This is a genomic window from Paenibacillus sp. J31R98 (genome assembly GCF_056269245.1).
In genome coordinates, this window is the sequence record NZ_JBWDNO010000002.1 from 465,913 (window position 1) to 489,309 (window position 23,397).

Annotated in this window: 27 protein-coding genes; all 27 read right to left on the minus strand. The window is 48.5% G+C overall.

All coding sequences use genetic code 11. The annotated features are described in order from the left end of the window. Positions 1-12 precede the first annotated feature (12 nt). Positions 13-801 carry a flagellar biosynthetic protein FliR gene (gene fliR, locus AC0YNX_RS10565; RefSeq protein ID WP_475815646.1) on the minus strand — a complete coding sequence of 263 codons (789 nt, stop codon included), beginning with the start codon at positions 799-801 and terminating at the stop codon, positions 13-15. Positions 802-812: 11 nt separating this feature from the next. Beyond that, positions 813-1,082: a flagellar biosynthesis protein FliQ gene (gene fliQ, locus AC0YNX_RS10570; RefSeq protein WP_475815647.1), complete on the minus strand. Its 270-nt coding sequence runs from the start codon at positions 1,080-1,082 to the stop codon at positions 813-815. Between the two features lie 23 nt (positions 1,083-1,105). Then, positions 1,106-1,861: a flagellar type III secretion system pore protein FliP gene (gene fliP / locus AC0YNX_RS10575; protein WP_475815648.1), complete on the minus strand. Its 756-nt coding sequence runs from the start codon at positions 1,859-1,861 to the stop codon at positions 1,106-1,108. Beyond that, positions 1,858-2,472, minus strand: coding sequence for a flagellar biosynthetic protein FliO (locus AC0YNX_RS10580; protein WP_475815649.1), 615 nt, complete (start codon positions 2,470-2,472; stop codon positions 1,858-1,860). The genes fliP and AC0YNX_RS10580 overlap by 4 nt, the downstream gene beginning before the upstream one ends. Positions 2,473-2,475: 3 nt before the next feature. Continuing rightward, positions 2,476-2,838 carry a response regulator gene (locus tag AC0YNX_RS10585; protein ID WP_126016358.1) on the minus strand — a complete coding sequence of 121 codons (363 nt, stop codon included), beginning with the start codon at positions 2,836-2,838 and terminating at the stop codon, positions 2,476-2,478. Positions 2,839-2,859: 21 nt separating this feature from the next. Then, positions 2,860-4,086, minus strand: a complete 1,227-nt coding sequence (fliY, locus tag AC0YNX_RS10590) for a flagellar motor switch phosphatase FliY (protein ID WP_475815650.1) — start codon at positions 4,084-4,086, stop codon at positions 2,860-2,862. Beyond that, positions 4,076-5,077, minus strand: coding sequence for a flagellar motor switch protein FliM (gene fliM / locus AC0YNX_RS10595; RefSeq protein ID WP_475815651.1), 1,002 nt, complete (start codon positions 5,075-5,077; stop codon positions 4,076-4,078). The genes fliY and fliM overlap by 11 nt, the downstream gene beginning before the upstream one ends. 42 nt (positions 5,078-5,119) lie before the next feature. Beyond that, positions 5,120-5,602: a flagellar basal body-associated FliL family protein gene (locus tag AC0YNX_RS10600; RefSeq protein ID WP_475815652.1), complete on the minus strand. Its 483-nt coding sequence runs from the start codon at positions 5,600-5,602 to the stop codon at positions 5,120-5,122. After that, complete coding sequence (locus AC0YNX_RS10605) at positions 5,599-5,826, minus strand: flagellar FlbD family protein (protein ID WP_475815653.1); 228 nt, start codon at positions 5,824-5,826, stop codon at positions 5,599-5,601. The genes AC0YNX_RS10600 and AC0YNX_RS10605 overlap by 4 nt, the downstream gene beginning before the upstream one ends. Positions 5,827-5,881: 55 nt before the next feature. Next, the gene (gene flgG / locus AC0YNX_RS10610) at positions 5,882-6,709 is read right to left on the minus strand and encodes a flagellar basal body rod protein FlgG (RefSeq protein ID WP_475815654.1); all 828 of its coding nucleotides are present in this window, start codon (positions 6,707-6,709) and stop codon (positions 5,882-5,884) included. Positions 6,710-6,801: 92 nt separating this feature from the next. Continuing rightward, the gene (locus AC0YNX_RS10615; RefSeq protein WP_475815655.1) at positions 6,802-7,179 is read right to left on the minus strand and encodes a TIGR02530 family flagellar biosynthesis protein; all 378 of its coding nucleotides are present in this window, start codon (positions 7,177-7,179) and stop codon (positions 6,802-6,804) included. After that, positions 7,172-7,627: a flagellar hook capping FlgD N-terminal domain-containing protein gene (locus tag AC0YNX_RS10620; protein WP_475815656.1), complete on the minus strand. Its 456-nt coding sequence runs from the start codon at positions 7,625-7,627 to the stop codon at positions 7,172-7,174. The genes AC0YNX_RS10615 and AC0YNX_RS10620 overlap by 8 nt, the downstream gene beginning before the upstream one ends. 54 nt (positions 7,628-7,681) lie before the next feature. After that, positions 7,682-9,178, minus strand: a complete 1,497-nt coding sequence (locus AC0YNX_RS10625) for a flagellar hook-length control protein FliK (protein WP_475815657.1) — start codon at positions 9,176-9,178, stop codon at positions 7,682-7,684. A 54-nt stretch (positions 9,179-9,232) separates the two neighbouring features. Further along, a complete protein-coding gene (locus AC0YNX_RS10630; RefSeq protein WP_475815658.1) occupies positions 9,233-10,129 on the minus strand; it encodes a MotE family protein in 897 nt (298 codons plus the stop codon). Positions 10,130-10,190: 61 nt separating this feature from the next. After that, complete coding sequence (gene fliJ / locus AC0YNX_RS10635; RefSeq protein WP_475815659.1) at positions 10,191-10,637, minus strand: flagellar export protein FliJ; 447 nt, start codon at positions 10,635-10,637, stop codon at positions 10,191-10,193. Between the two features lie 16 nt (positions 10,638-10,653). Beyond that, positions 10,654-11,979, minus strand: a complete 1,326-nt coding sequence (gene fliI, locus AC0YNX_RS10640) for a flagellar protein export ATPase FliI (protein ID WP_475815660.1) — start codon at positions 11,977-11,979, stop codon at positions 10,654-10,656. Then, complete coding sequence (locus AC0YNX_RS10645) at positions 11,969-12,793, minus strand: FliH/SctL family protein (RefSeq protein WP_475815661.1); 825 nt, start codon at positions 12,791-12,793, stop codon at positions 11,969-11,971. Before AC0YNX_RS10645 ends, fliI begins: the two co-directional genes overlap by 11 nt. Continuing rightward, entirely contained in the window at positions 12,786-13,799 is a 1,014-nt protein-coding gene (gene fliG / locus AC0YNX_RS10650) for a flagellar motor switch protein FliG (protein ID WP_475815662.1), read from the minus strand. Before fliG ends, AC0YNX_RS10645 begins: the two co-directional genes overlap by 8 nt. Positions 13,800-13,810: 11 nt before the next feature. Next, positions 13,811-15,379: a flagellar basal-body MS-ring/collar protein FliF gene (gene fliF / locus AC0YNX_RS10655; RefSeq protein ID WP_475815663.1), complete on the minus strand. Its 1,569-nt coding sequence runs from the start codon at positions 15,377-15,379 to the stop codon at positions 13,811-13,813. A 34-nt stretch (positions 15,380-15,413) separates the two neighbouring features. Next, positions 15,414-15,728, minus strand: coding sequence for a flagellar hook-basal body complex protein FliE (gene fliE / locus AC0YNX_RS10660; protein ID WP_475815664.1), 315 nt, complete (start codon positions 15,726-15,728; stop codon positions 15,414-15,416). A 26-nt stretch (positions 15,729-15,754) separates the two neighbouring features. Continuing rightward, on the minus strand, positions 15,755-16,207 hold the full coding sequence (flgC, locus tag AC0YNX_RS10665; protein WP_475815665.1) for a flagellar basal body rod protein FlgC: 453 nt from the start codon (positions 16,205-16,207) through the stop codon (positions 15,755-15,757). Between the two features lie 3 nt (positions 16,208-16,210). Further along, positions 16,211-16,621, minus strand: a complete 411-nt coding sequence (gene flgB, locus AC0YNX_RS10670; protein WP_475815666.1) for a flagellar basal body rod protein FlgB — start codon at positions 16,619-16,621, stop codon at positions 16,211-16,213. 247 nt (positions 16,622-16,868) lie between these two features. Further along, entirely contained in the window at positions 16,869-17,642 is a 774-nt protein-coding gene (gene codY, locus AC0YNX_RS10675; protein WP_475815667.1) for a GTP-sensing pleiotropic transcriptional regulator CodY, read from the minus strand. Positions 17,643-17,675: 33 nt separating this feature from the next. After that, positions 17,676-19,082 carry an ATP-dependent protease ATPase subunit HslU gene (gene hslU, locus AC0YNX_RS10680; RefSeq protein WP_475815668.1) on the minus strand — a complete coding sequence of 469 codons (1,407 nt, stop codon included), beginning with the start codon at positions 19,080-19,082 and terminating at the stop codon, positions 17,676-17,678. 42 nt (positions 19,083-19,124) lie between these two features. After that, on the minus strand, positions 19,125-19,670 hold the full coding sequence (gene hslV, locus AC0YNX_RS10685) for an ATP-dependent protease subunit HslV (protein WP_475815669.1): 546 nt from the start codon (positions 19,668-19,670) through the stop codon (positions 19,125-19,127). A gap of 162 nt (positions 19,671-19,832) precedes the next feature. Continuing rightward, the gene (gene trmFO / locus AC0YNX_RS10690; RefSeq protein ID WP_475815670.1) at positions 19,833-21,179 is read right to left on the minus strand and encodes an FADH(2)-oxidizing methylenetetrahydrofolate--tRNA-(uracil(54)-C(5))-methyltransferase TrmFO; all 1,347 of its coding nucleotides are present in this window, start codon (positions 21,177-21,179) and stop codon (positions 19,833-19,835) included. 109 nt (positions 21,180-21,288) lie between these two features. Continuing rightward, on the minus strand, positions 21,289-23,394 hold the full coding sequence (gene topA / locus AC0YNX_RS10695; protein ID WP_475815671.1) for a type I DNA topoisomerase: 2,106 nt from the start codon (positions 23,392-23,394) through the stop codon (positions 21,289-21,291). Between the last annotated feature and the right edge of the window lie 3 nt (positions 23,395-23,397).

Sequence of the window (23,397 nt, forward strand, 5' to 3'; positions counted from 1 at the left end):
CAGCCATCCTCCTTAAGCAGCAGGACTTTGTAGAATGGAGAAAAGCTTCTGCATCGCAGAGAACATCTGGTCAAAAATATGCTGGTAGAGCACAACCAGTCCCGGCATCAGTACACTTAACATAAGCAAGCCGACTAGAAGCTTAATCGGAATTCCGATAACAAAAACATTGTATTGCGGTGCTGTTCGGGCAAGAAAGCCGAGCCCTACATCGGTAAGAAACATCGCGACGACTAGGGGGGCTGACATTTGAAGCGCAAGCATGAAGGCTTGTACGACCATTGTCGTTAGAAACGTGGTAATGCTCCCTGATTGTACATGTGCAAACATCTCATTTGAGATCGGAATCCATTCGTAACTTTGAAGCATCGCCAGCAGCAGATAGTGATGCCCGTTAATAGTCAAGAACACCAATGTTGCAATCATACCCTTGAAGTTACCGAGCAGCGGCGCTGAAACACCTGTCATAGGATCCAGAACGTTCGCCATACTGAAGCCAATTTGCATATCAATGAAGCTGCCGGCCGTGTTCACGATTGTAAAAAATAAGTAAGCAGTGAAGCCAAGCAATACGCCAACGAGAATCTCGCGAATAATCGCCAGAATAAATTCCGCATCCGGCACAATCGTTTGCTTCAACCCATAGGTTAAAAAAACCAGTAATGATATAAGAAAGCAGAATCCCAATTTGAATGAATTTGGCACATTTCGAGTCGAAAAGATCGGCGCTACGACGAAAAAAGCGGTTATTCGACAAAAAATAAGCAAAAAAATAGGGAATCCTTGAAGAAATATCTCCATCGATCCACAGCCTATCCGATGTATTTATACAAGTTATTCAGCAGATTGTAAGTGAAATCGACCAGCGTGTTCAGTATCCATGGACCAAAAAGCAGGATAGACAGAAGAACTGCAGCCACTTTCGGTATAAAAGCAAGTGTTTGCTCTTGGATCTGCGTTGTCGCTTGAAAAATACTGATGACCAAACCGACTATGAGGCCTACCAGGAGCATCGGCGCACTGGCCTTAAGCACCGTATATACCGCCTGACCTGCTAAGGTGATGATGAAATCAGTACTCATACATATGCACTCCCTTGCAATTGCTAGCCGTTAAAGCTAAGCAGTAACGATTTGACGATTAGATACCAGCCATCTACGAGAACGAAAAGCAAGATTTTGAACGGAAGCGAAATCATTACAGGCGGCAACATCATCATCCCCATCGCCATAAGCGTACTGGCGACGACCATATCAATGACTAGGAACGGAATGAAGATCATGAATCCCATCTGAAATGACGTTCGAAGTTCACTAAGCGCATAAGCCGGAACCATCACCGTAATCGGCACATCCTCGTAAGACTTCGGCTTCTCCGTCTTCGTATATTTCAGGAAGAGCAGCAAGTCTTTCTCGCGCGTCTGATTCATCATGAATTTCTTGAGCGGAACCGCTGCTTTACTCAGCGCCTGTGTTTGTGTCAGTTCGCCTTTCAAGTAAGGCTGCAGTGCAACCTGATTCATCGTGCCCAAAGTTGGTGACATAATAAAGAAGGTAAGAAAAAGTGCTAGACCGACAAGCACTTGGTTCGGCGGCATCTGCTGCGTACCAAGGGATGTCCGAACAAATCCGAGTACAATTACAATTCGAGTAAAACTCGTCATTAGAACTAGAATGCCTGGCGCAACGCTTAGCACCGTAATAATCAGGAGCAATGACAATGCGCTCGATCCCGGTGCATCACTTCCGCTACCGCCGATGCTGACACTCACATTCGGTATCGGCTCAGCAAAGGCATGTGCATGAAAGAGTAAACCTAACAATTGAAATGCAAGAACTGTCCATACGATTTTTCTGTTCATTCATCCAACAACCGATCGTTTTGTTTTTGCTCGTGCAGTAGCTCTTCCACTTTCTGTTTCTGACCCGATTGCCGCTTCATGCCGTTGTTCAGCAGTTCCTTGAATGAAACTGCTTCTTGCCACGGCTCGCTCGTCGGCTCATCAGCCTTCTCGCTCTTGCGGAATCTGCTCAAGAAATCAGTAATCGTTGGCGAGCTCCATGCTCGTCCATTCTGCTGTTCGATTGCAGCGAGTACACTTTCAGCCACCTCAGGATCGTCGATCTTGTCGAGCAATGTGATGTCTTCACCAACACCGACGACATAGACTCTACCTGCCAGTTCAATAACTTGCACGGACTTGTTCTGCCCAAGCGGTATACCGCCTAAAGTGCGAAGCGCCCTGCTCGTTCCCCATCCGCGATTGCGGCTGGCCAGGAACTTGATAACAAGTAGTATGAGTCCAATGACGATCATCAGCGCGACGATAACCCAGACATAGTAACCAATGTTGGTTCCTATGACGACGGGTTTATCATCTTCAGCTGTCGGTTCTGCTGACGCGAGACTTGCTGCCATTAACCAGCCGGAGATGGTCAAGCCAGCAAGTCGGTATCTCTTTAAAGCTTCCATCGATTAACCCAGTGTTTTCTTGATCGCTTCAATTACGCGGTCAGCTTGGAACGGCTTAACGATGAAGTCCTTCGCACCTGCTTGAATCGCATCGATAACCATCGCTTGTTGACCCATCGCGGAGCACATAATAACTTTTGCGTTGCCGTCTAGTTTTTTGATTTCTTTCAAAGCTGCGATGCCGTCCATCTCAGGCATTGTAATATCCATCGTGATCAGGTCAGGCTTGAATTCTTTGAACTTCTCTACTGCTTGTGCGCCGTCTTGCGCTTCCCCTACTACTTCGTATCCGTTTTTCGTCAGTATGTCGCGAATCATCATTCTCATGAATGCAGCGTCGTCTACGACCAAAATGCGATTTGCCATCGTTGTGTGTCCCCCTAAGGATTATTGTAATTTTTGGATGCGATCCCATTGGCTAACAATATCTGTTACACGTACACCGAAATTCTCATCAATAACGACTACTTCGCCTTTAGCGATCAATTTGTTATTTACTAGAATGTCAACCGGTTCGCCTGCCAGCTTGTCCAGCTCAATGATTGAACCTTGAGACAACTCAAGAATATCTTTGATTTGCTTCTGAGTTCTTCCTAATTCTACTGTGACCTTAAGCGGTATGTCGAGCAATAAATTTAAATTTGAGTCCTCTGCTTGCACGTACGGCGCACCTTGGAAATTCGCGAATTGGACCGGTTGTACATTCACGTTCCGGTTAGCTGGCACTCCATAAGTTTGCGGCACATGCGGCGGCTGAGCGTACTCAGGCATCGGCGGCGGCATATAGGCTGCCGCGGGCGGCGCTACAGGAGCTGGCGGTGGTGCGTATGCCGGCTCTGGTGCAGGTGTCGGAGTATGTACAGGCGCTGCTGCAACGGCTGCAGGTGCCGGCGTGCTTACCGGCGCTGGCGTTGGCTCGGAAGTGCCTCCCATCAATGTGTCTACCATTTCTTTGGCGAACGAGATTGGGAGAAGCTGCATGATCGTCGAATCTATCAAATCACCGATAGTAAGACGGAACGAAATCTTAATAAAAGAGTCGTCCTTCGGTAACTGCTCCATCCCGTCCCCATTATTAACATCAAGAATGTCGATGCCTGGTGGCGAGATATTAACGAAGCGGTTGAAGATCGTCGACATGGAGGTAGCGGATGAGCCCATCATTTGGTTCATCGCTTCCTGTACAGCACTGATATGAATTTCGTTAAGCTCTGAACCGAGCAGCTTGCCTTCTCCGCCGAGCATCAAGTCCGCTATCGTTTGAGCATCCTTTGTCTTAATGACAAGGGAGTTGATACCTTGGAAGCCATCCACGTAGCTGACCGAAACGGCAACATGCGGTTTAGGGAACTCATTGTCAAGCTCGCTGCGCTTGATTAGCGATACTTGAGGCGTCGTAATGTCTACTTTCCGGCCCAGCAGTGTCGAGAGTGCAGTCGCTGCACTGCCGAATGTAATGTTGCCGATTTCACCTAACGCGTCTTGCTCAATCGGGCTCAGGCAATTGTTTAACTCTTTCTCACGGTCAAACGGCTCCGGCATATCGGGCTCGTCGGAAGATTGACGCAGCAAGGCATCAATTTCTTCTTGAGATAAGTAATCTTTACTCGTCATACTCTTCTTCCACTCCTTCGGTGAGAACTTCATCGATTTGAACGGCCAGACGATCCTTAACCGAACCTGGGCTGCCGATAAATTTCAGCTTATCCCCTACTTTAATATCAAGCCCTTGATCGATCGGTTTAGTAAGCGATATGACATCCCCGACCGAAAGCCCCAGAAACTCGCGAATCGAAATGCTGGATTGACCAAGCTCAGCTACGATAGGCAATTTTGCCTTGCTCACCCGCTGCTTAAGGACTTCCACTTCTTCAGGCGCCCTTGTCTTCTTCTGTGAAACAAACCAATGATGAACAGACAGACGCGGCATGATTGGTTCAATGACGACATGCGGAATACATAGGTTGATCATCCCCGTCGTATCACCGATTTTGGTGCTAAGTGAGATCAGTGCGATCGTTTCATTAGGCGATACAATCTGCATGAATTGCGGATTGGTCTCTAACGCTTCGAGCCTAGGTTGGATGTCCATGATGGTCTTCCATGCCTCTTGCAAGCTCTCAAATGCGCGGCTGAATATGCGTTCCATAATGTTCGTTTCAATTTCAGTCAGCGCACTTATCTTGGAAGGCGCCAGACCTTGTCCACCTAACAAACGATCGAGCATCGCATAAGCGACGTTCGGATGGACCTCGAGCACCATTCGACCTTCAAGTGGCTCTGCCTCAAAAATATTGAGGATCGTCATCTTCGGAATCGAGCGGATAAACTCATCGTATGGCAATTGCTCAACTTGAACTACGCTGATTTGGACAAATGTGCGAAGCTGCGCTGAGAAATAGGTGGTCAAGTATCGCGCGAAGTTTTCGTGTATCCGTGTCAAACTCCGGATATGATCCTTCGAGAAACGGACCGCACGTTTAAATTCGTAAAGACGAATTTTCTTCTGCGTCTCTTCCTTTTTCAGTTCTTCAGCATCCATCTCACCGGATGATAAAGCAGCAAGCAACGCGTCAATCTCGTTCTGCGACAGAACATCAACCAATTATCTCACCCCCTTCAAAGGAATGCGGTGTTCTTAAGATGATTACAGCTTCGTTACAATAAAGTTGGTAACTTCGACTTTGATTAACATGCCTTCCGGAAGCTCCGGATTGATCAAATTGAGCAACTTCGCGCAGAGCAAGTCTTTGCCTGCGGAACCGTTAATCTGTTCCGGCTTCATATCCGACAAAGTACGGATGATGATCGGTTTAATTTGAATTTCTTTAATTTTCTCGAAATCTTCTTTCGTCGATTTCTTATCTAGTTGAAAAGCAAGCCCGAGAACCGCGATATATTCTGGGTCCGAAAGATTGGTTTTGATATCCGTTATCTCGCTCGTTAGTTCAACGCGGTCATCTGCGGTAAGCTTCTTTGTTTCAACAGTGGCAGCGTTATTCGCAGCTTTATTAGCAGCGTTCTTGGTCTTGTCATCCCCCATAATCGAGTTGAGTAGGATAACAGCTACGATAGCGATAAGCGTGATAGCAAGCAGAATCGAGATTAGCCAGGGCAGCAATTTTTTCATTGTGATGGTCCCTCCGTTTGATCACTCTTTAAGGTCGCCGCATAGACGCCAATCGAGCGAAGATAAGACTGTATGGAGGAAATGACTTCGTTTGCTTTCTCCAACACCAGTATTTTTTTACCTGTCGTCAACGTAATTAAGGTATCAGGCGTTTCTTCTACCAGCTCAATAAGCAGCGCATTGATATGTATGGTCTTTCCATTCAGTCGCGTTACAGCGATCATGAGCTTCCTCCTTAACCTAGCAGGGAGGCGGGAAGCCTCCCTAGCGGTTATTTACCTAGTGCTTCAGGTTAACAACTTCTTGCAGAATCTCATCGGAAGTAGTGATGATCCGGGAGTTCGCTTGGAAGCCGCGCTGTGCAACAATCATCTCTGTAAATTCGGAAGTCAAGTCAACGTTCGACATTTCGAGCTGACCGGAGATAATCGCGCCCGTGCCTGCATCGGCGTCGTTCGCAGTTGTTAATGTAACTTCACCGTCAATGTTCGCATTCGGTGTCATACGGTACAGGTTACCGCCGATCTTCTCGAGACCGTTCGGGTTCGTTACTTTTACAACGCCAAGCTGAATCCCTGTGGAAGTGGCTGTACCGTCAGCGCCTACTGCGACAATCGAACCGTCTTGGGAAATCGTGAACGATTTCACTTCAGCCGGATCAAGCGTAATTGGACCGCCGTTGGAATCAAGTACGAACATGCCATCACCGTTCACGAGCTGCCCAGCTGCGTCCAGAGAGAAGTTACCTGCACGAGTCAGGTATGGCGCCTCTGCACCGTCGCCGGATGGGGATACCGCGAAGAATCCGTCACCATCAAGGCGAACGTCAGTCGGCACGTTGGTTGTCATTGCGCTACCAGGCGTATGTACAGTATCGATTGAAGCGATTGCTACACCAAGACCAACTTGCTTCGCATTCACGCCGCCTGTTGTTCCTTCTTCCGGACGCGTAACACCGGAAACCGTTTGGCTCAAAATATCTTTGAACATGACGCGTCCTGCTTTAAAGCCTACCGTATTTACGTTTGCGATATTGTTACCAATGACGTCCAGCTTTGTTTGAAAACCACGCATACCGGATACGCCAGAGTACATAGATCTTAACATCGAGTGGTCATCCTCCTTGTGTAATATTGCAGATGCATGGAGCCGCTTCCGTCATTCCACGGCTCTTCGGCTTCCTTATTAGGTCCAGCCGATTAATTCACAATGACTGCACTATCAATCTGAGTAAACACATTTCCTTGCAGCTTGTTGCCATCCAGGGCGGTGACGACCGTTCGCGTCGGTACATTAACAATCATCGCAATATCTTGATACACGACCAAAGAATCTTTGGCTCCCTTGGCAGCCGCTTGATCGATAGCACTCACGATCTTCGATAATGTCTCCGGTTTGAACGAAATACCGCGCTGAGCCATCCTTGTTTCCGCATGATGGCTAAACTTCAATACATTACGGTCCAGAACCTCTCGAAAGGACTCCGTATGTCCAGCCGTCTGTTCCTTCTGCGCTGCTTTGTGAATTTGAGCAGCAGGAGACAAGCTTAGATGGCCAATTTTCATGACATCACCCATTGGCAGCTTCACCGCCTTTGTCAGCGATAGAGACGATGTCATCGAGTTTGACATCCGTATTGCCAACTCTTGCATACTGAACTTTATCTTTGATGACAATTGAATCAACAGTGCCTGTTTGGGTAATCATATCTCCGGAATCGGAATAATCGTACCATTGCACGTCTTTGCCAATCATGCTGGAAGCCATGCCAAGGTTCTGGCGAAGGCCAGCCAATTGATCCGACATATTCACGAGCTGTTCAACTGAAGAGAACTGCGCCATTTGGGCGATAAAATCTTTATCCTCAAGCGGCTGCATCGGATCCTGATTCTGCAGTTGCGTTACAAGAATGCGCAGAAAGTCATCTTTGCCAAGTGACTTATCCTCTTCTTTCTTAGCTGCAGTTTGTACGTTGCTTTGACTGTAATAAGGCCACACGTTGGTAGTAGAAACACGATCGGACATTTTCTGTCACCTCCGTTCTATCCTGTTATGCGATATCCAGACGGTGTGTTTGATTTAAGCAATTGTATGTATACCTCGACCTAATCCCAAATCATGATCGACTGCCTGTTCAAGGGTAACCTCTTCCAGATCCGTATTAAAGTCAAGATCAGTTTCCTTGCTCGAACCACCACGTCCAGCATTACCTTGCTCTCTACCGTTTTGACCATGGCGGTCATGCTCTTGGAAGAAATTCGTTTGAGCTGCGGTCTGAGAAACTTCCAGCTTGTCGACTTGAAGCCCTTGGGATTGAAGCGTCGAACGAAGCTGTGCCATCTGGTTCTCCAGCATATCCTTCGCGGTTACGGTATCGGTCAAGAACTGTGCGGTTACGATGCCGCCATGAACGGAAATGTTCACATTCACTTGACCCAGATGTTCTGGATACAAAGTCAATTGCGCTTGCGATACACCGTTACCCGATGATACCTGGAATTGCTTGACTACGAGCCCTTGAATAGTTGTCGCGAATTGATTTACTGGAACCGGCTGCTGGATGACTTGCTTGGATGCAGCCATCTGTGATCGCTGCAAATCTTGATTCATCATGCCCGGTGGCGTAATCAGCGCGTTCAATTGCTGATCCGAATCTGCTTGTCGATTCTGCTCTTCAGCTTTCGGAACGACTTTCAGCAATCCTACATGAAGGAGCTGATGGGACATACGCTGAAGATGCGAGTTTGTCCCCACTGAAGCGGTTTGAACTGTTCGAATGGTGTCCACTTGTTCGCTGCCAGCATTTTCAGTCAGTGCTTGAATCGCTGCTTGCAGATCTGGTTTCGAACCATTAATGAGCTGTTCAGTCGCAATAAGCTGTTTGCTGATGAGTGCATTCTGATCACGTCCAGCCGCTCCTCCGTTCTTACTTTGCTGCAGCACTGTGCGCAAATCAGATAGAGCTTCTTGCAGACCAGACTTCAAAGCTGCGATTGCTTCAACGTTCGCATTCTTCACATCAGAACCATTAGTCGATTGCTCAGCAGCTTGACCTGCTACTGCTTGCGTCCCTGCGGCACTAAGCGCAGCAATAACCTCCAGCATTGTATCAGCTGTACCACCTTGATCACCAGTACTATCTGCTGGAAGGACATTTGTCAGATCGCCTTGTGCATCAGGTAACTGCTGATCAGCTACCGGCATGCCAGTCAGCAAGCTCATCAAGCTGTCCAATTGAAGAAGTGCGTCATTCAAGTTGCCTTCTGTTGTCGTTGAGGATAGTTGATCAGCATCTTTATCATCAAGCTGTTTCAAGAGTGAGTCGATTGCTGCCAGCAGATCATCCTTCGATAGATTGCCACCTAGCAACGATGCTAATAGATTCGCAGGAGCCTTCTGCGTAACTGCAGCGTCACCTGACGTCTCACCGCTTGCATTCGCCGCAGGATTACCTGCTAATGTGTTTGCAAGCGTTTGGACAAACGCTACGTTATCGCCACCTTTAGCAGCATTAGATGCAGCTGGCGATCCTGTCGGCGATGTGCTGACTGGTGCACTAGAAACGGACATTTGCATATTTTTTCACCTCCTTCACCCGAGGATCTCGAATGAATATTCGTATAGAAGTGATTACTTACCAACCATCAGCTTCGAAACGAGCTGCGCAGTAATATCTTTGTTGAGATTAGACATCTCCGCAATGATCGATGCACGAGATGCGTCTGTCACGGCATTCAAGATCCGCAGTACCTTGCTTGGACTGACATCCGCCATTTTGAGCAGCAGCTCCGCAGCCCGTTTTGGATCCATGTTCGAGAATGTTGTGTTCAGCTGCGTGTTGCTCAGAACGCTGCTCGGCTGTGTTGAAGTCGCTTCCTGCTTCTTCACTCTTGCTTGCAGTGCGGCAATTTGACGATCCTTAACTGTCTTTACATCTTTCAGCTCGATGGTAGCTTCTGCCGCTTTGGATGGTGTCATCTTCTCAAGAATCCGTACACGGTCATCCGGTTTCATTGCATCGAGAACCAACACAGTCTCAGCCATCTCCATACTCTCCAAGATTGGAGCCGCCTTGCTTGACGAGATCTTGCCATACATCGCTGCGAGTTCACTAATCTTGCTCTGATACTCGGCATCCTCTAGCTGCTTCTCGGCCCCGGCCTGCTTCAGCTGCTCTATCTCCGCCTGCAATGCCTTCACCTGCTGCGAGAGCTGCGACTTCTCATCCGTCGCTTTCGTCAGCGCGGCCCCTTTCGTAGCGACCATCGCTTTCAGCTCGGCGATCTTGGCATCGGAATTCTCTGCCTTGATCTTACCTTCATCTACGACTGTTCCTTCTTTAACAGCAGGCTCAGGCAGCACTTTATTCAAGATCGGAATCGAGCTCCCAATCTCAAGCGCCCTGTTACGTAGGTCGAAGTTGAATAGCGTAACTAGTACGCCTAGCAGAATAAGTGTGAAGAGAATCGGCGTAACGAAAAACATAAACCGTTCAAATCCGCTATATCCTTGCTTTTCCATTTCCATGTCTGCCAAAATAATTCCCTCCCTCGGGCGTCGCTCCCGATTCGCAAAGCAACATTAACGCCTATTGTGCAGCGTACATAAACCTTACGGTAGCGAGCTCATCAAGCTCGTTCTGTTCTCTTGCCATCATGTCGGCACGGAAACGATCGTGAGCATTTGACTTTGATTTCTGCCATACCTTCTCGTCCATCATCCGGTCGGATAACACTCGGCGGCCTGCCTCAACTGCAACTTCCGCTTTCTTGACATCTGCAAGCTTGCGAACAATTCTGCTGTCGAGATGTTCGATGTACTGCTGCATCGTAAGCAGCTCTGAGAGGCTCACCGCTTCATTCGAAGCGTTCTGTAACCGTTCAACCCAAGATGTCCTCTCTTCGCGAAGCTGCTTCAGCGACTGCTCCTCATTGTTAAGCTTGCCTATGACAACGGACAGCTGCCACTCGGCTTGCGATTTCTCGCTCGTCTTCAAGTCGACGATCTTCTGGTAGGCATATTGAAATCGAGCCATCTAACTAAGTCATCTCCTAGTTCATGTAGAAATCCCGGATTAATCGTTCTTTTGATTCCTCGTACCCGGCTTTTTCTGTCGTTTTTTGTCTGGTAAAAGCTTGAATGGTGTCAAAAAATTCGATAGATTGGTCAATTTTTTCATTTGACCCCCGTTGGTACGCCCCAATATTAATCAGATCTTCCGAATCTTTATATATAGACATGAGACGTTTGAGCTCATTCGCGGCATCCTGCTGCTCTTCCGGGACAATTTCCTTCATGACCCGGCTAATCGAAGCCAGGACGTCAATCGCTGGAAAATGACCTTTGTGCGCCAAAGCACGGCTAAGAACGATGTGTCCGTCAAGAATCCCTCGAACGGCGTCGGCAATCGGTTCGTTCATATCATCACCGTCAACAAGGACGGTGTAGAATGCTGTAATCGAACCTCGTTGTCCCGTACCGGCTCGTTCGAGCAGCTTCGGCAAGTTCGCGAATACCGAAGGCGTATAACCACGCGTTGCAGGCGGCTCGCCAATGGCAAGACCGACTTCACGCAACGCCATCGCATAACGTGTTACCGAATCCATCATAAGCATGACGTTAAGCCCGCGATCTCGGAAATACTCGGCAATCGTTGTGGCAATTAGCGCACCTTTGATTCGGATTAATGCTGGTTGGTCAGAAGTCGCTACGATCACGACTGATCTTGCAAGCCCTTCGGGACCTAGATCCTTCTCGATAAATTCGAGAACCTCGCGTCCGCGTTCGCCGATTAGGGCGATGACATTGACGTCAGCGGAAGTATTTCTAGCGACCATACCTAACAAGGTACTCTTACCGACACCAGAACCGGCGAAGATACCAATCCGTTGACCTTGGCCAACTGTAAGCAGACCGTCAATCGCACGAACTCCGATGCTGAGCGGATCTTTCACTCGCGGTCTTGCCAGCGGATTGCTTGGCGCATTATGAGTCGAATGATGCGGTAAGCGGGTCGGAAGATGCGAACCGTCAAGCGGTTGACCAAGCCCGTCCAGTACTTTGCCTAGTAATTCGGAACCTACTTGAACCGTTAACGGTTTGCCAGTTCCGACCACATCGCAGCCGGGGCCGATGGAAGTAAGCTCGCCAAGCGGCATTAGAATGACCTTGTTATCCCGAAAACCAACTACTTCCGCTTTAAGCGGTTTGGATGATTTGGCCGGATAGATCAAGCAAACGTCGCCGATGCTGGCATCCGGACCTTCAGATTCAACCGTCAAGCCAATAACTTGAGTTACCTTACCATTTACGCGAACCGGATCAATCGGGCGAAGATGTTCGATATAGCGATCAGCATTAAGTCTACTAGCTCTCATCGGATACCCCTCGTTCATCGGCCTGCAAGGCGAGTCCGATCAATTCTCGCTTGATTTCGGCGAGCTGTGTATCAATTCGAGCGTCAATGCTGCCGAATGAGGAGCGAATGACACAACCGAACTCTTTGACCGAAACATCGGGAACAATTTGAAGCTCGGCCTGTGAATCGATAACTAGTGACAGTTCTTCTCTTGCGGCTTGTACGAATGTCAGCTGCTGCGGAGAGACACAGAGTGTGATAACTCCTTGCTCACGCCGCCGCTCTAACGACTTCCGAATAATATCGAGCGACCAGTTTGGATCAATGGTCAGTTGCTTATTAATAATTTTCTCAGCAATCGCCGTACTCAGAGCTACTACGAATGGTTCAGCTTCTTGAATGATCTGTTCCTTCGTATCATAAGCGGAGTCTAGTATCGACCTTGCTTCTGTCAGCATGACTTCCCACTGAGCATAAACCTCTGAGGTAGCAGCGTCTCTGCCTTCTTGGAAGCCATGGCTGTAGCCATCCTGACGGATTTGTTCTTGCAATTGCTCATCCTGCAGTCGCCGCTCCAACCACCACTGGTCGATCTGGGCGTTTGCATCTTCATACATCGTCTCGATCTGTTCGCCTGTCTCTTGAATGCGCTGTTTAGCGAATTCTTCAGCGTCATCCAGGATTTGATCCCGAAGCGAAATGGTTTCTGCTGTTGGACCGACTGGAATGCTCGGCTCATCAGGTGAAGTTGCGGGTACGTACTTGTTGTACCATTCAAGCCGCTTTAAATCTTCGACGGAGATCACATGCGACGATTTATACAGCCTAGACAATGATATCATCTCCTCCGCCGCGGGCGATGATGATCTCGCCAGACTCTTCCAGTCTACGGATGGTTGCTACGATGCGAGTTTGAGCCTCTTCGACGTCACGCAGCCGGACAGGTCCCATGTATTCCATTTCTTCCTTGAACGTCTCTGCCATCCGTTTGGACATGTTGCGGAAGATGGCTTCGCGGACCTCTTCGCTCGCCACTTTAAGCGCAAGCTGCAAGTCGGCGTTCTCGATATCGCGGATAATACGCTGAATCGAACGGTTGTCGATGTTGACGATATCCTCGAAGACGAACATTCTTTTCTTGATTTCTTCTGCAAGCTCCGGATCTTGAATCTCGAGCGCATCGAGGATCGTACGTTCCGTACCGCGGTCGACACCATTCAATATTTGAACGATTGATTCAATACCGCCTGCAGTTGTGTAATCTTGAGTAACGGTTGCAGATAGCTTCTGTTCGAGAATGCGTTCAACCTGCGAAATAACTTCAGGCGACGTGCTGTCCATAAGCGCAATTCTTCGGGCAACTTCAGCCTGCTTCTCTTGCGGAAGTGACGATAGAATCTGCGATGACTGATCTGCTTGCAAATAAGAAAGGACGAGTGCAATCGTTTGTGAATTCTCGTTCTGAATGAAATTGAGAATTTGGCTTGCTTCGGCTTTGCGGGCAAAATCGAAAGGCCGCACTTGTAGCGTCGCGGTCAGACGACCGATAACTTCCATCGCCTTGGTTTCGCCGAGCGCTTTCTCCAAGATTTCACGAGCGTAAGTAATACCGCCTTGTGAAATATATTCTTGAGCAACACAAATTTGGTGAAACTCGCTCATAATGTTCTCTTTGTCCATATTGTCTACTTTGCGCACATTGGCGATTTCGAGCGTTAGCTGTTCAATTTCTTCTTCTCTAAGATGCTTGAAGATTTGAGCAGAAACTTCAGGACCAAGCGAGATTAATAATATTGCAGCTTTCTGACGGCCGCTGAATCCACCTTGATATTTTGCCATTCCGGCCACCTCTATTCATCCACCAGCCAAGTCCGAAGCAAATTGACAAATTCCTCGGGTTTGCGCTTGGCAAGTGTTTCAAGCTGTTTGCGTACTTGATTTTCATTTGTAACATTCTCGAGATCAATTGTCGGATATTCGACTTTGCCAGGCGTTTCAGCCATTTCTTGAACAAGCGCTGCTTGTCTGCGGCGTCTAACGACCATGTATCCAAGTCCACCGATAATCGCAAGAGCTGCAACTCCGATTGCTGTCAACCAGCCCTTCGAGAGTACTGCCGAAGAAGTTGCTCCACCGTTGTCGACGAATGTTTGAGCCATAATCGAAATCTTCTTCTGGATCAATGTGTCATTATTGACGTCTTGACCGGACTCAGCGAGTTGGGAGCGAATGATTGTCGATAGGAAATTGTTCATTTCCGTCTTCGCTTCAGCGCTCAAGGCGCTCTTCTCAACACCGACGCTGATAGACAAGTCTTTAATTACATAAGGTGCAGACTCGATCGAATTCAGTATCTTGTTGAAATCATAATTTGTCTTCTGGTTATTCTGCTCCGAGCTGCCGCCAGATGAATCAGTTGCCTGATAACCAGGAACATCTGTCTCGCCTGTACCAGCAACGCCGCCGGCGCCGCTGCTTGCACCAGTTGATGTACTACTCGTTGTTTCTTCACTGACAATAATACCGTTGTTATTGTTGTTCTCCAGCGGAGAAACGAGCTGTTGATCCGATTTCTTCTTATCGAAGTTAAAGGAGCTCGACACCGTTACAACCAGGTTGTTCATACCAACCATTGGCCCAAGCATTGTCTGTACCTTCTGCTTCAGATCATTCTCGAACTTGCGCTGAATTTGATAATGTTCGTCTAGCTGCTCACTTCCAAGGCCACTTCCGCCGATATTACTAGAAGGTAGCATTTCTCCTTCTGGGCTAGAGATCGTAATGTTCTCTGCCTTAATGTGCGGAATAGCTGTTTTCACAAGGTTGTAGTAACCATCGATTTCTTTCTGCTCCGGGCGATAACCAGGACGGAATGACATCGTGATAGATGCGGATGCTTCTTCCTTCTCTTCCGTCGTCATGAATGCCGATTCTTCCGGCAAATTCACGAGTACGTTGGAGCTCTTAACGCCTTGCATCACATTAAGAAGCTTCTGAATTTCGCCATTCAATGCATTGCGATATTGAATATCCATTACGCGGTCCGTTGGACCAAACATTGATCCGCTATCGTTAAATTGATCGAATCCGATCGTACCGTTACGGACAAGCCCCTGAGAACCCGCTTCAACTTTAACCTTCGCCGCATTTGCTGCTGGAACCAAAATCGTTTGGCCAGCATCCGCCAGCTTATAAGAAATCTTGTTCGTATCGAGGTATTCCATTACGGCCGCTGCATCAGTACTGTCCAATTCTTGAAACGCAACTTCATAGCTGACTCTTGAAAAGAGATATGTAAGCAATACTATTGTGAGAATCAGGATCCCCACCGAGGCTCCCAACCAAATTTTCTGTTTCTTCTCCATTGCATTCCAAAACCCAGCAACTTTCGCTCGGTATTGGGATATTTTCTCGTTCACGATTTCACCTCACCTATGTCTCTAACCACTGTCATTAGATTTGCATCCGCATGATTTCTTGGTAAGCCTCGATCACTTTATTGCGGATTTGCGACGTGAGTTGCAAGCCTAGCTCAGCTTGCTGTGAAGCAATCATGACTTGAGACACATCTACATTGCCAAGTATGTACTGATCATTCATCGTTTGTGCATTCTGTTCTTGTGTACTTACGCCGTCAATTGCATTTTTCAGAAAATCACCAAAGGATTGGGTCATTTCTGAAGGCGTCGTCTTATCCTTGATGCTGTTCGATTCAGGCAGTTTAACCGATTGGGTTTGGATCGGATTAAACGACATTGGGTTAATCAATGGAATCCCTCCGCTAATATCTCTGTTTATTTACCGATTTCAAGAGCTTTCACAAACATGCCTTTAGTCGCATTCAAAGCCGTTACGTTAGCCTCATAAGCACGCGATGCTGAGATCATATCAACCATTTCCTTCAGAACGTCGACGTTTGGCATCTTGACATAGCCGTTCTCATCAGCATCAGGATGGCTTGGATCGTACACAAGTTTATCAGGCGTCTGATCTTCAACAATCCGAGTCGCCTTCACACCAGCTGATGCATTTCCGGCTCCATTCATCTGTCCATTGAGAATATCTGCGAAATTTTGCGAAGTCGGTTGAAGAACAACCATCTTCCGTTTGTAAGGTTCATATTTGCCATTCACATATTGACCTCTTGTCGTCTCGGCATTCGCAATATTCGACGAAATGACATCCATCCGGAGCCGTTGGGCTGTAAGAGCCGATGCGCTAGCGTCAAATCCATTAGAAAGTCTCATGCTCTATGCTCTCCCTTCAATTCCGATGCGCATCATCTTGATGTCATGGTTAAGTTGCTGCACGTAATAGTTGTAACTCAATTGGTTCTTCGCGAGCAGCGACATTTCTCGATCAATATCGACATTGTTCACGTCATTGTTCATGACACTTGTTTCATCCGTAATCACTTTAGCCTCCGGGATCGAAGACGATTGCCCAATCGGGATATGCCGCGCATTCGTGCGCCGGCCGATAAATTGCGAATCTCCACTGCCCATGCTCTGTTCGAGCAGCGATTCAAAAAGGACCTCGGAGCGCTTGAATTTCGGCGTATCGACATTCGCTATATTGTTGGAAATAACGCGTTGACGCATCTCCGCCGCATTAATAGCGCCCTGTAATCGACTGAATTCCGGGCCATTCAACAAATTCACTGAAAAACCCCACTTTCCCATCTTGTGTAGTGTAATTATTCAACAGAATCACTCCCATTCCTTCTTTGTTCGACAAAGATTTATTAAAAATATGAGAGCTTTGTGTCGAAGGAAAACCGTCAAATTAATATTCCTCAACTTGCTAAATTATTACAATGAGAAAAAAGCCCTATCTTTGTCGAAGATAGGGCTTAAAACAGGGATTATTGTACTGGTTTTTGAATGATTTTGTAATATTTCTGCTCTTTTATGAATTTTTATTCTTTGCGAGCTCGGTCAAGAGTTGTGTATTCAGGATCCGAATATATGTCCCTTTCATGCCAAGTGAACGTGTCTCAATTACGCCGGCGCTCTCCAGTTTGCGGAGTGCGTTCACAATTACGGAACGCGTGATGCCGACGCGGTCCGCGATCTTGGATGCGACGAGAAGGCCTTCTTTGCCATCCAATTCTTCGAAGATATGCTCCACCGCTTCCAGCTCACTGAACGAAAGCGATCCAACGGCAACGGCTACAACTGCACGGCTTCGCGCTTCTTGCTCAATTTCCTCCGCACGCTCACGCAGAATCTCCATGCCAACGATCGTACTGCCGTATTCGGCCAGAATGAGCTCGTCGTCACCAAACGGCTCCGAGCTGCGCAGCAGAATAAGCGTACCAATGCGATCACGCCCACCGACAATAGGTACAACGGTCATTATGCCTTGTCCGGCCATCATCGAGAAGGATTCTTGAATGCCTTCGTCAGGCGTAACGTTAGTTACGGTTTCCTGCATGCTCATGAAACGTTCATTGCTCTCGAACGAGAAACGCAGTTCAGACGCTGGCAATGCGCGCAGCTGCTCGTGCTGGAACGGACCGACTGCAGCACATCCGAGCACTTTACCTTTGCGGCTAACAACAAACACATCAGCCTGTATCGTCGTGCAGAGCACCTCTGCCATCTCACGGAAATTGAGCGCCCCGCCAGCTGCACGCTGCAGCAGCCGGTTCAGCGTTCTTGTTTTTGCTAATAAAACCATTACTTTATGCCTCCTACTTTCCAATCCGATCCCTTACAGTATATATTGACTTAGATCGCGATTTTTCGCAATATTACCAAGCTTCTCGCGTACATATTCCGGAGTAATAACGAGCTCCTCAAGCGATAACTCTGGCGCTTCGAAGGACAGATCCTCCAACAGCTTCTCCAGTATCGTGTGAAGCCGGCGAGCACCGATATTCTCCGTATTCGTGTTGACTTCCGTGGCGATCGTCGCCAGTTCCTGAATCGACTCGTCCGAGAAAGTGATGGTAATGCCTTCTGTCTCAAGCAGCGCCGTGTACTGCTTCGTGAGCGCATTCTTCGGCTCCGTCAAGATCTTCACAAAGTCCTCTACGCTCAGGTTCGTAAGCTCAACACGGATCGGGAATCGCCCCTGTAGCTCCGGTATGAGATCAGACGGCTTCGCCATATGGAAGGCGCCTGCTGCGATGAATAAGACATAATCCGTTTTCACAGGACCATACTTGGTCATCACGGTAGACCCTTCAACAATCGGAAGGATATCGCGCTGCACGCCTTCTCTGGATACGTCAGGACCGGATCCGCGGGAGGAGCTGGCGATCTTATCAATTTCGTCTATAAAAATAATACCGGATTGTTCTGCACGCACAACCGATTCCGAAATCACGTCATCCATATCGATCAGCTTATTCGCTTCTTCTTGAATGAGCGCTTTGCGCGCTTCTTTCACGGCCAGCTTCCGTTTCTTCGAACGCTTCGGCATCAGCTGTCCGAACAGCTCTTGCATGTTCGCGCCCATTCCCATGCCTTCATTGCCTTGTCCTGCCAGCATATCGAGCATATTCGGGGAATTGTCCTCAACCTCGATCTCGATTGTTTCATTCTCAAGCTTGCCTGCTGCAAGCTGCTCCTTCACTTGCTTACGGCGTTCCAGAACCTGAGCACTCTCGACCGGCTCATCCTCGGAGTCATTCGCATTCGACTGGTTGCCGAACAGCATCTCTAACGGATTCTTCTGGGACTTTGGTTTCACTGTTGAAGGAACAAGCAGCGTAACAATGCGTTCATTCGCTAGCGCTTCCGCCTTATCCTTCACCTTCTCCGTCTTCTCCAACTTCACCATACGAATCGCCGTTTCAACAAGATCGCGCACCATCGACTCCACATCGCGGCCGACATAACCAACCTCGGTAAATTTGGTTGCCTCCACCTTCACGAAAGGCGCATTTACCAGCTTAGCCAGCCGTCTTGCAATCTCCGTTTTACCTACGCCTGTAGGCCCAATCATCAGGATATTCTTAGGTACGATTTCGTCACGCAACGCTTCATCAAGACGGTTTCGACGATAACGATTCCGCAATGCTACCGCGACTGACCTCTTCGCCTGCTTCTGGCCGACGATATATTTATCAAGCTCCGCAACGATCTGCTTCGGTGTCATTGCTTCATTTGCCATTATTAATCCCTCCAAATGAGTCCTTTCGTTCATAACAGGCAGTTAGCCGATTTCTTCTACTATAATATTGCGGTTTGTGAACACACAGATATCCGATGCGATTTCAAGCGCCGAACGAACCATATCTTTAGCCTCAAGCTGAGGGGCATGTTGCTTAACAGCACGTGCTGCCGCAAGCGCGAAGCTCCCGCCTGAGCCAATTGCAAGGATGCCGTCATCCGGTTCAATGATCTCGCCACCGCCGGAAATAAGCAGAAGCCCTGTCGCATCCATAACGATCATCATCGCTTCCAGCTTCCGCAGGATACGATCTGAACGCCAATCCTTCGCCAGCTCGACTGCCGCACGCTGCAAATTGCCGTGATGCTCCTCCAGCTTGCCTTCGAACTTCTCAAAAAGCGAGATCGCATCCGCAACGGAGCCTGCGAAACCAGCGATTACCTGCCCACGGTACAATCTACGGACCTTCTTCGCTGTATGCTTCATGACCATGCTATTGCCGAAAGTCACTTGGCCGTCACCGGCAATGGCGCCTTTGCCATTGTGGCGAACCGCACATATCGTGGTCGCATGAAATTGCATTTCCATTATTTATCAGCCTCGCTTTGGAAAAATATATTCTACAATTCATTTAACAATACTACTTCGTGAGAATAGCTTGAGTTTTGCAATAATTTCAAAATAAAAGTAAACAGCGGCGTAGAAAAATCGCTGCCGCTGCTGTCTACTTCAAGAGGTTATGATTTTCGATTACTCGTGTGCCGCGTCCTCAGCCGCATATCCAAGCTGTTCGACTTTAAACCGCGATAGCTGATCGAGTGCACGGTTCGCAATCGCTTCGTTCTTGTCCTTCTTGCTTCGCATCCGCTTCTCGAGCGGAGGAACCAAACCGAAGTTCGCATTCATCGGCTGGAAGTGCTTGAAATCCGCCGTCGTAATGTAGTGCGCCATACTGCCAAGCGTCGTATCTGCCGGAAGTACAACCGGCTCCAAGCCTCGAGCCAATCGGCCAGCATTGAGTCCAGCAAGGAGCCCGGAAGCTGCGGATTCAACATAGCCTTCAACGCCAGTCATTTGGCCAGCGAAGAACAGCGAATCACGGTTTATGGTTTGATAAGTCGGCCGCATCAACTTCGGCGAATTGATGAACGTATTGCGATGCATAACGCCGAATCGCACAAACTCTGCGTTCTCAAGACCAGGGATCAGCGAGAATACCCGCTTCTGCTCCCCCCACTTGAGGTGGGTCTGGAAGCCTACAAGGTTATAAAGCGTGCCCGCTGCGTTATCCTGACGGAGCTGAACAACGGCATACGGAAGCTTGCCCGTATGCGGGTTAATGAGGCCAACCGGCTTCATAGGCCCGTAAAGCGCGGTTTGCTTACCGCGGCTTGCCATAACTTCGATAGGCATACAGCCCTCGAAGTATTGCTCTTTCTCAAAATCCTTAATCTCCGCTTTCTCGGCCGTCGTCAATGCTTCATGGAAAATGTTGAATTCTTCTTCCGTCATTGGACAGTTCAGATAAGCAGCCTCGCCCTTATCATAACGGGATGCGAGGTATACCTTCGACATATCGATGGAGTCCTTCTCCACGATAGGAGCAGCCGCATCATAGAAGTAGAAATACTCTTGGCCGAGCAGCTCTTGAATCTGTGCGGACAGCTTGGGCGCCGTCAAAGGACCTGTAGCAATAATCACAATGCCATCCTTCGGAATCTCTGTCACTTCTTCCGTACGGACATCAATTAACGGATGCTCCTTCAGAATACGAGTGACGTCTTCCGAGAACCCATCACGGTCAACCGCGAGCGCACCGCCGGCTGGAACGGCGTTCCGGTCCGCGCAATCGAGAATGAGTGAATTCATTCTGCGCATTTCTTCTTTCAGAACGCCTACAGCGTTCGCCAGCCCATTCGCGCGCAAGCTGTTGCTGCACACGAGCTCTGCAAAGTTCTTCGTATGGTGAGCCGGCGTTTGAGTTTCCGGTCTCATTTCATAAAGAGTAACAGGTACTCCTTGCGATGCGATTTGCCAAGCAGCCTCGCTGCCTGCAAGCCCCGCTCCGATGACTGTTACACGTTGTATTTCTGACAATGCACTTACCATCCTTTCAAGGTAAAACCGCCCACGCTATCTTTTAGCAGCGCCACGCGTTATAAACCAAACCTATTTTTTATGCCTGCTGACATAGGGTTGGCCGGCGTTATAGTTCCGCCGGCTCCTGGTCTTCAATAACTTCTTCGCTATAGTCGCATTGCGTACAGAGAAGCTTCGCTCCGCTCTTATTGCGTTTCTCCACCATTACACTGTTGCATTGCGGACAAGGCTTGCTAACCGGCTTATCCCACGAGACGTAGTCACAGCCAGGATACTGATCACAGCCGTAGAAGTAACGGCCTTTCTTACTGCGGCGTTCGATAATCTTGCCTTCATGACATTTCGGACAAGTGACGCCGATATCCTTGACGATCGGCTTCGTATTCCGGCAGTCCGGGAATCCGGAGCAAGCCAGAAACTTGCCGAAACGCCCCATCTTGTAAACAAGGTGTCTTCCACACTTCTCGCACAGCTCATCGGAAATTTCGTCCTGCAGCTCAACTTCCTTCATCTCTTCTTCAGCGACTTCAAGCCGCTTCTCGAATGAAGTGTAGAAGTTAGCGAGTACTTTCACCCAGTCTTCCTTGCCGTCTTCCACATGGTCGAGATCATCTTCCATATGCGCCGTAAATTCTGCATCGAGAATTTCCGGGAAGAACTCTTCCATCATTTGAATCACGAGCTCACCGAGTTCGGTCGGAATAAACTTCTTCTCTTCTATCGCGACGTAACCGCGCTTCTGGATCGTCTCCAGTGTCGGCGCATACGTACTCGGCCTTCCGATACCGACTTCCTCCATCATCCGCACGAGGCGGGCTTCGGAGTAACGCGGCGGAGGCTGTGTAAAGTGCTGCTTCGGCTCAAGCGACTCTGTGCTTACAACATTACCGACTGCAAGAGGAGGCAAGAACTTCTCATCATCTGTTGTTGTACCGTCGTCATTGCCCTCTACATAGATTTTCATAAAGCCCGGGAATTTCACTTTAGAGCCGACAGCTCTGAATACCGCACTCGAACCTACTTTCAAATCTACCGTCATCGTATCGAGCACAGCCGATGACATTTGGCTTGCTACGAAACGATCCCAAACGAGCTTATACAGCCTGAACTGATCACGACTTAGAAACTCCTTCACCGACTCCGGATCACGGAATACGGAAGTAGGACGGACAGCTTCATGCGCATCCTGCGCATTGCTGTTCTTCTTCGTATATACACGCGGCTGCTCAGGAGCATATGGAGCGCCGTATTTCTCTTCAATATAATTCTTCGCTTCTTCCTGCGCGATCGTCGAAATTCGGGTCGAGTCCGTTCTCATATAAGTAATGAGACCGACTGTCCCTTCTTTGCCAAGATCAACGCCCTCATAGAGCTGCTGCGCGACCGACATTGTCTTAGACGCACGATAGCCGAGCTTACGAGCAGCTTCCTGCTGCAGAGAGCTTGTGATGAACGGCGCTGCTGGATTGCGCAGCCGTTCCTTCTCTTTCACTTCGCCGACAGTAAACGCCGAATCGCCCATCGCTTTCAAAACTTCTTGAACGTCCGCTTCGTTGCCAAGCTCGCGCTTCTCGCCATTGAGCGAATGATACTTCGCTTCGAATGTCGCGTTGCCATGCTTGAGCTGCGCCGTAATCGTCCAATATTCCTCAGGAACGAATGCTTCAATCTCATTCTCACGATCAATAATGAGCTTCACCGCAACGGATTGAACGCGACCTGCCGACAGCCCCTTCTTTACTTTCTTCCATAGAAGTGGACTAATCTTATATCCGACAAGCCGGTCCAGAATACGACGCGCTTGCTGCGCATTCACAAGGTCCATATTAATAGGACGCGGCGCTTTGAAAGCATCCTTCACCGCTTGCTTGGTAATCTCGTTAAACACAACCCGGCAAGCATCACTCTCGTTAATTTCGAGATAATGCGCCAAATGCCATGCGATCGCTTCACCCTCTCGATCAGGGTCAGCTGCGAGATATACTTTTTTTACTTTTTTGCTGGCATCCTTCAATTCCTTCAGGACGCTGCCTTTACCGCGAATCGTTATATATTTGGGGTTAAAATCATTTTCGACTTCAACGCCGATCTGGCTTTTCGGCAAATCACGGATATGCCCCATCGATGCTTTCACAATAAATTTGCTGCCGAGATATTTACCGATTGTTTTCGCTTTTGCCGGTGACTCGACAATGACAAGGGAATCTGCCATTGC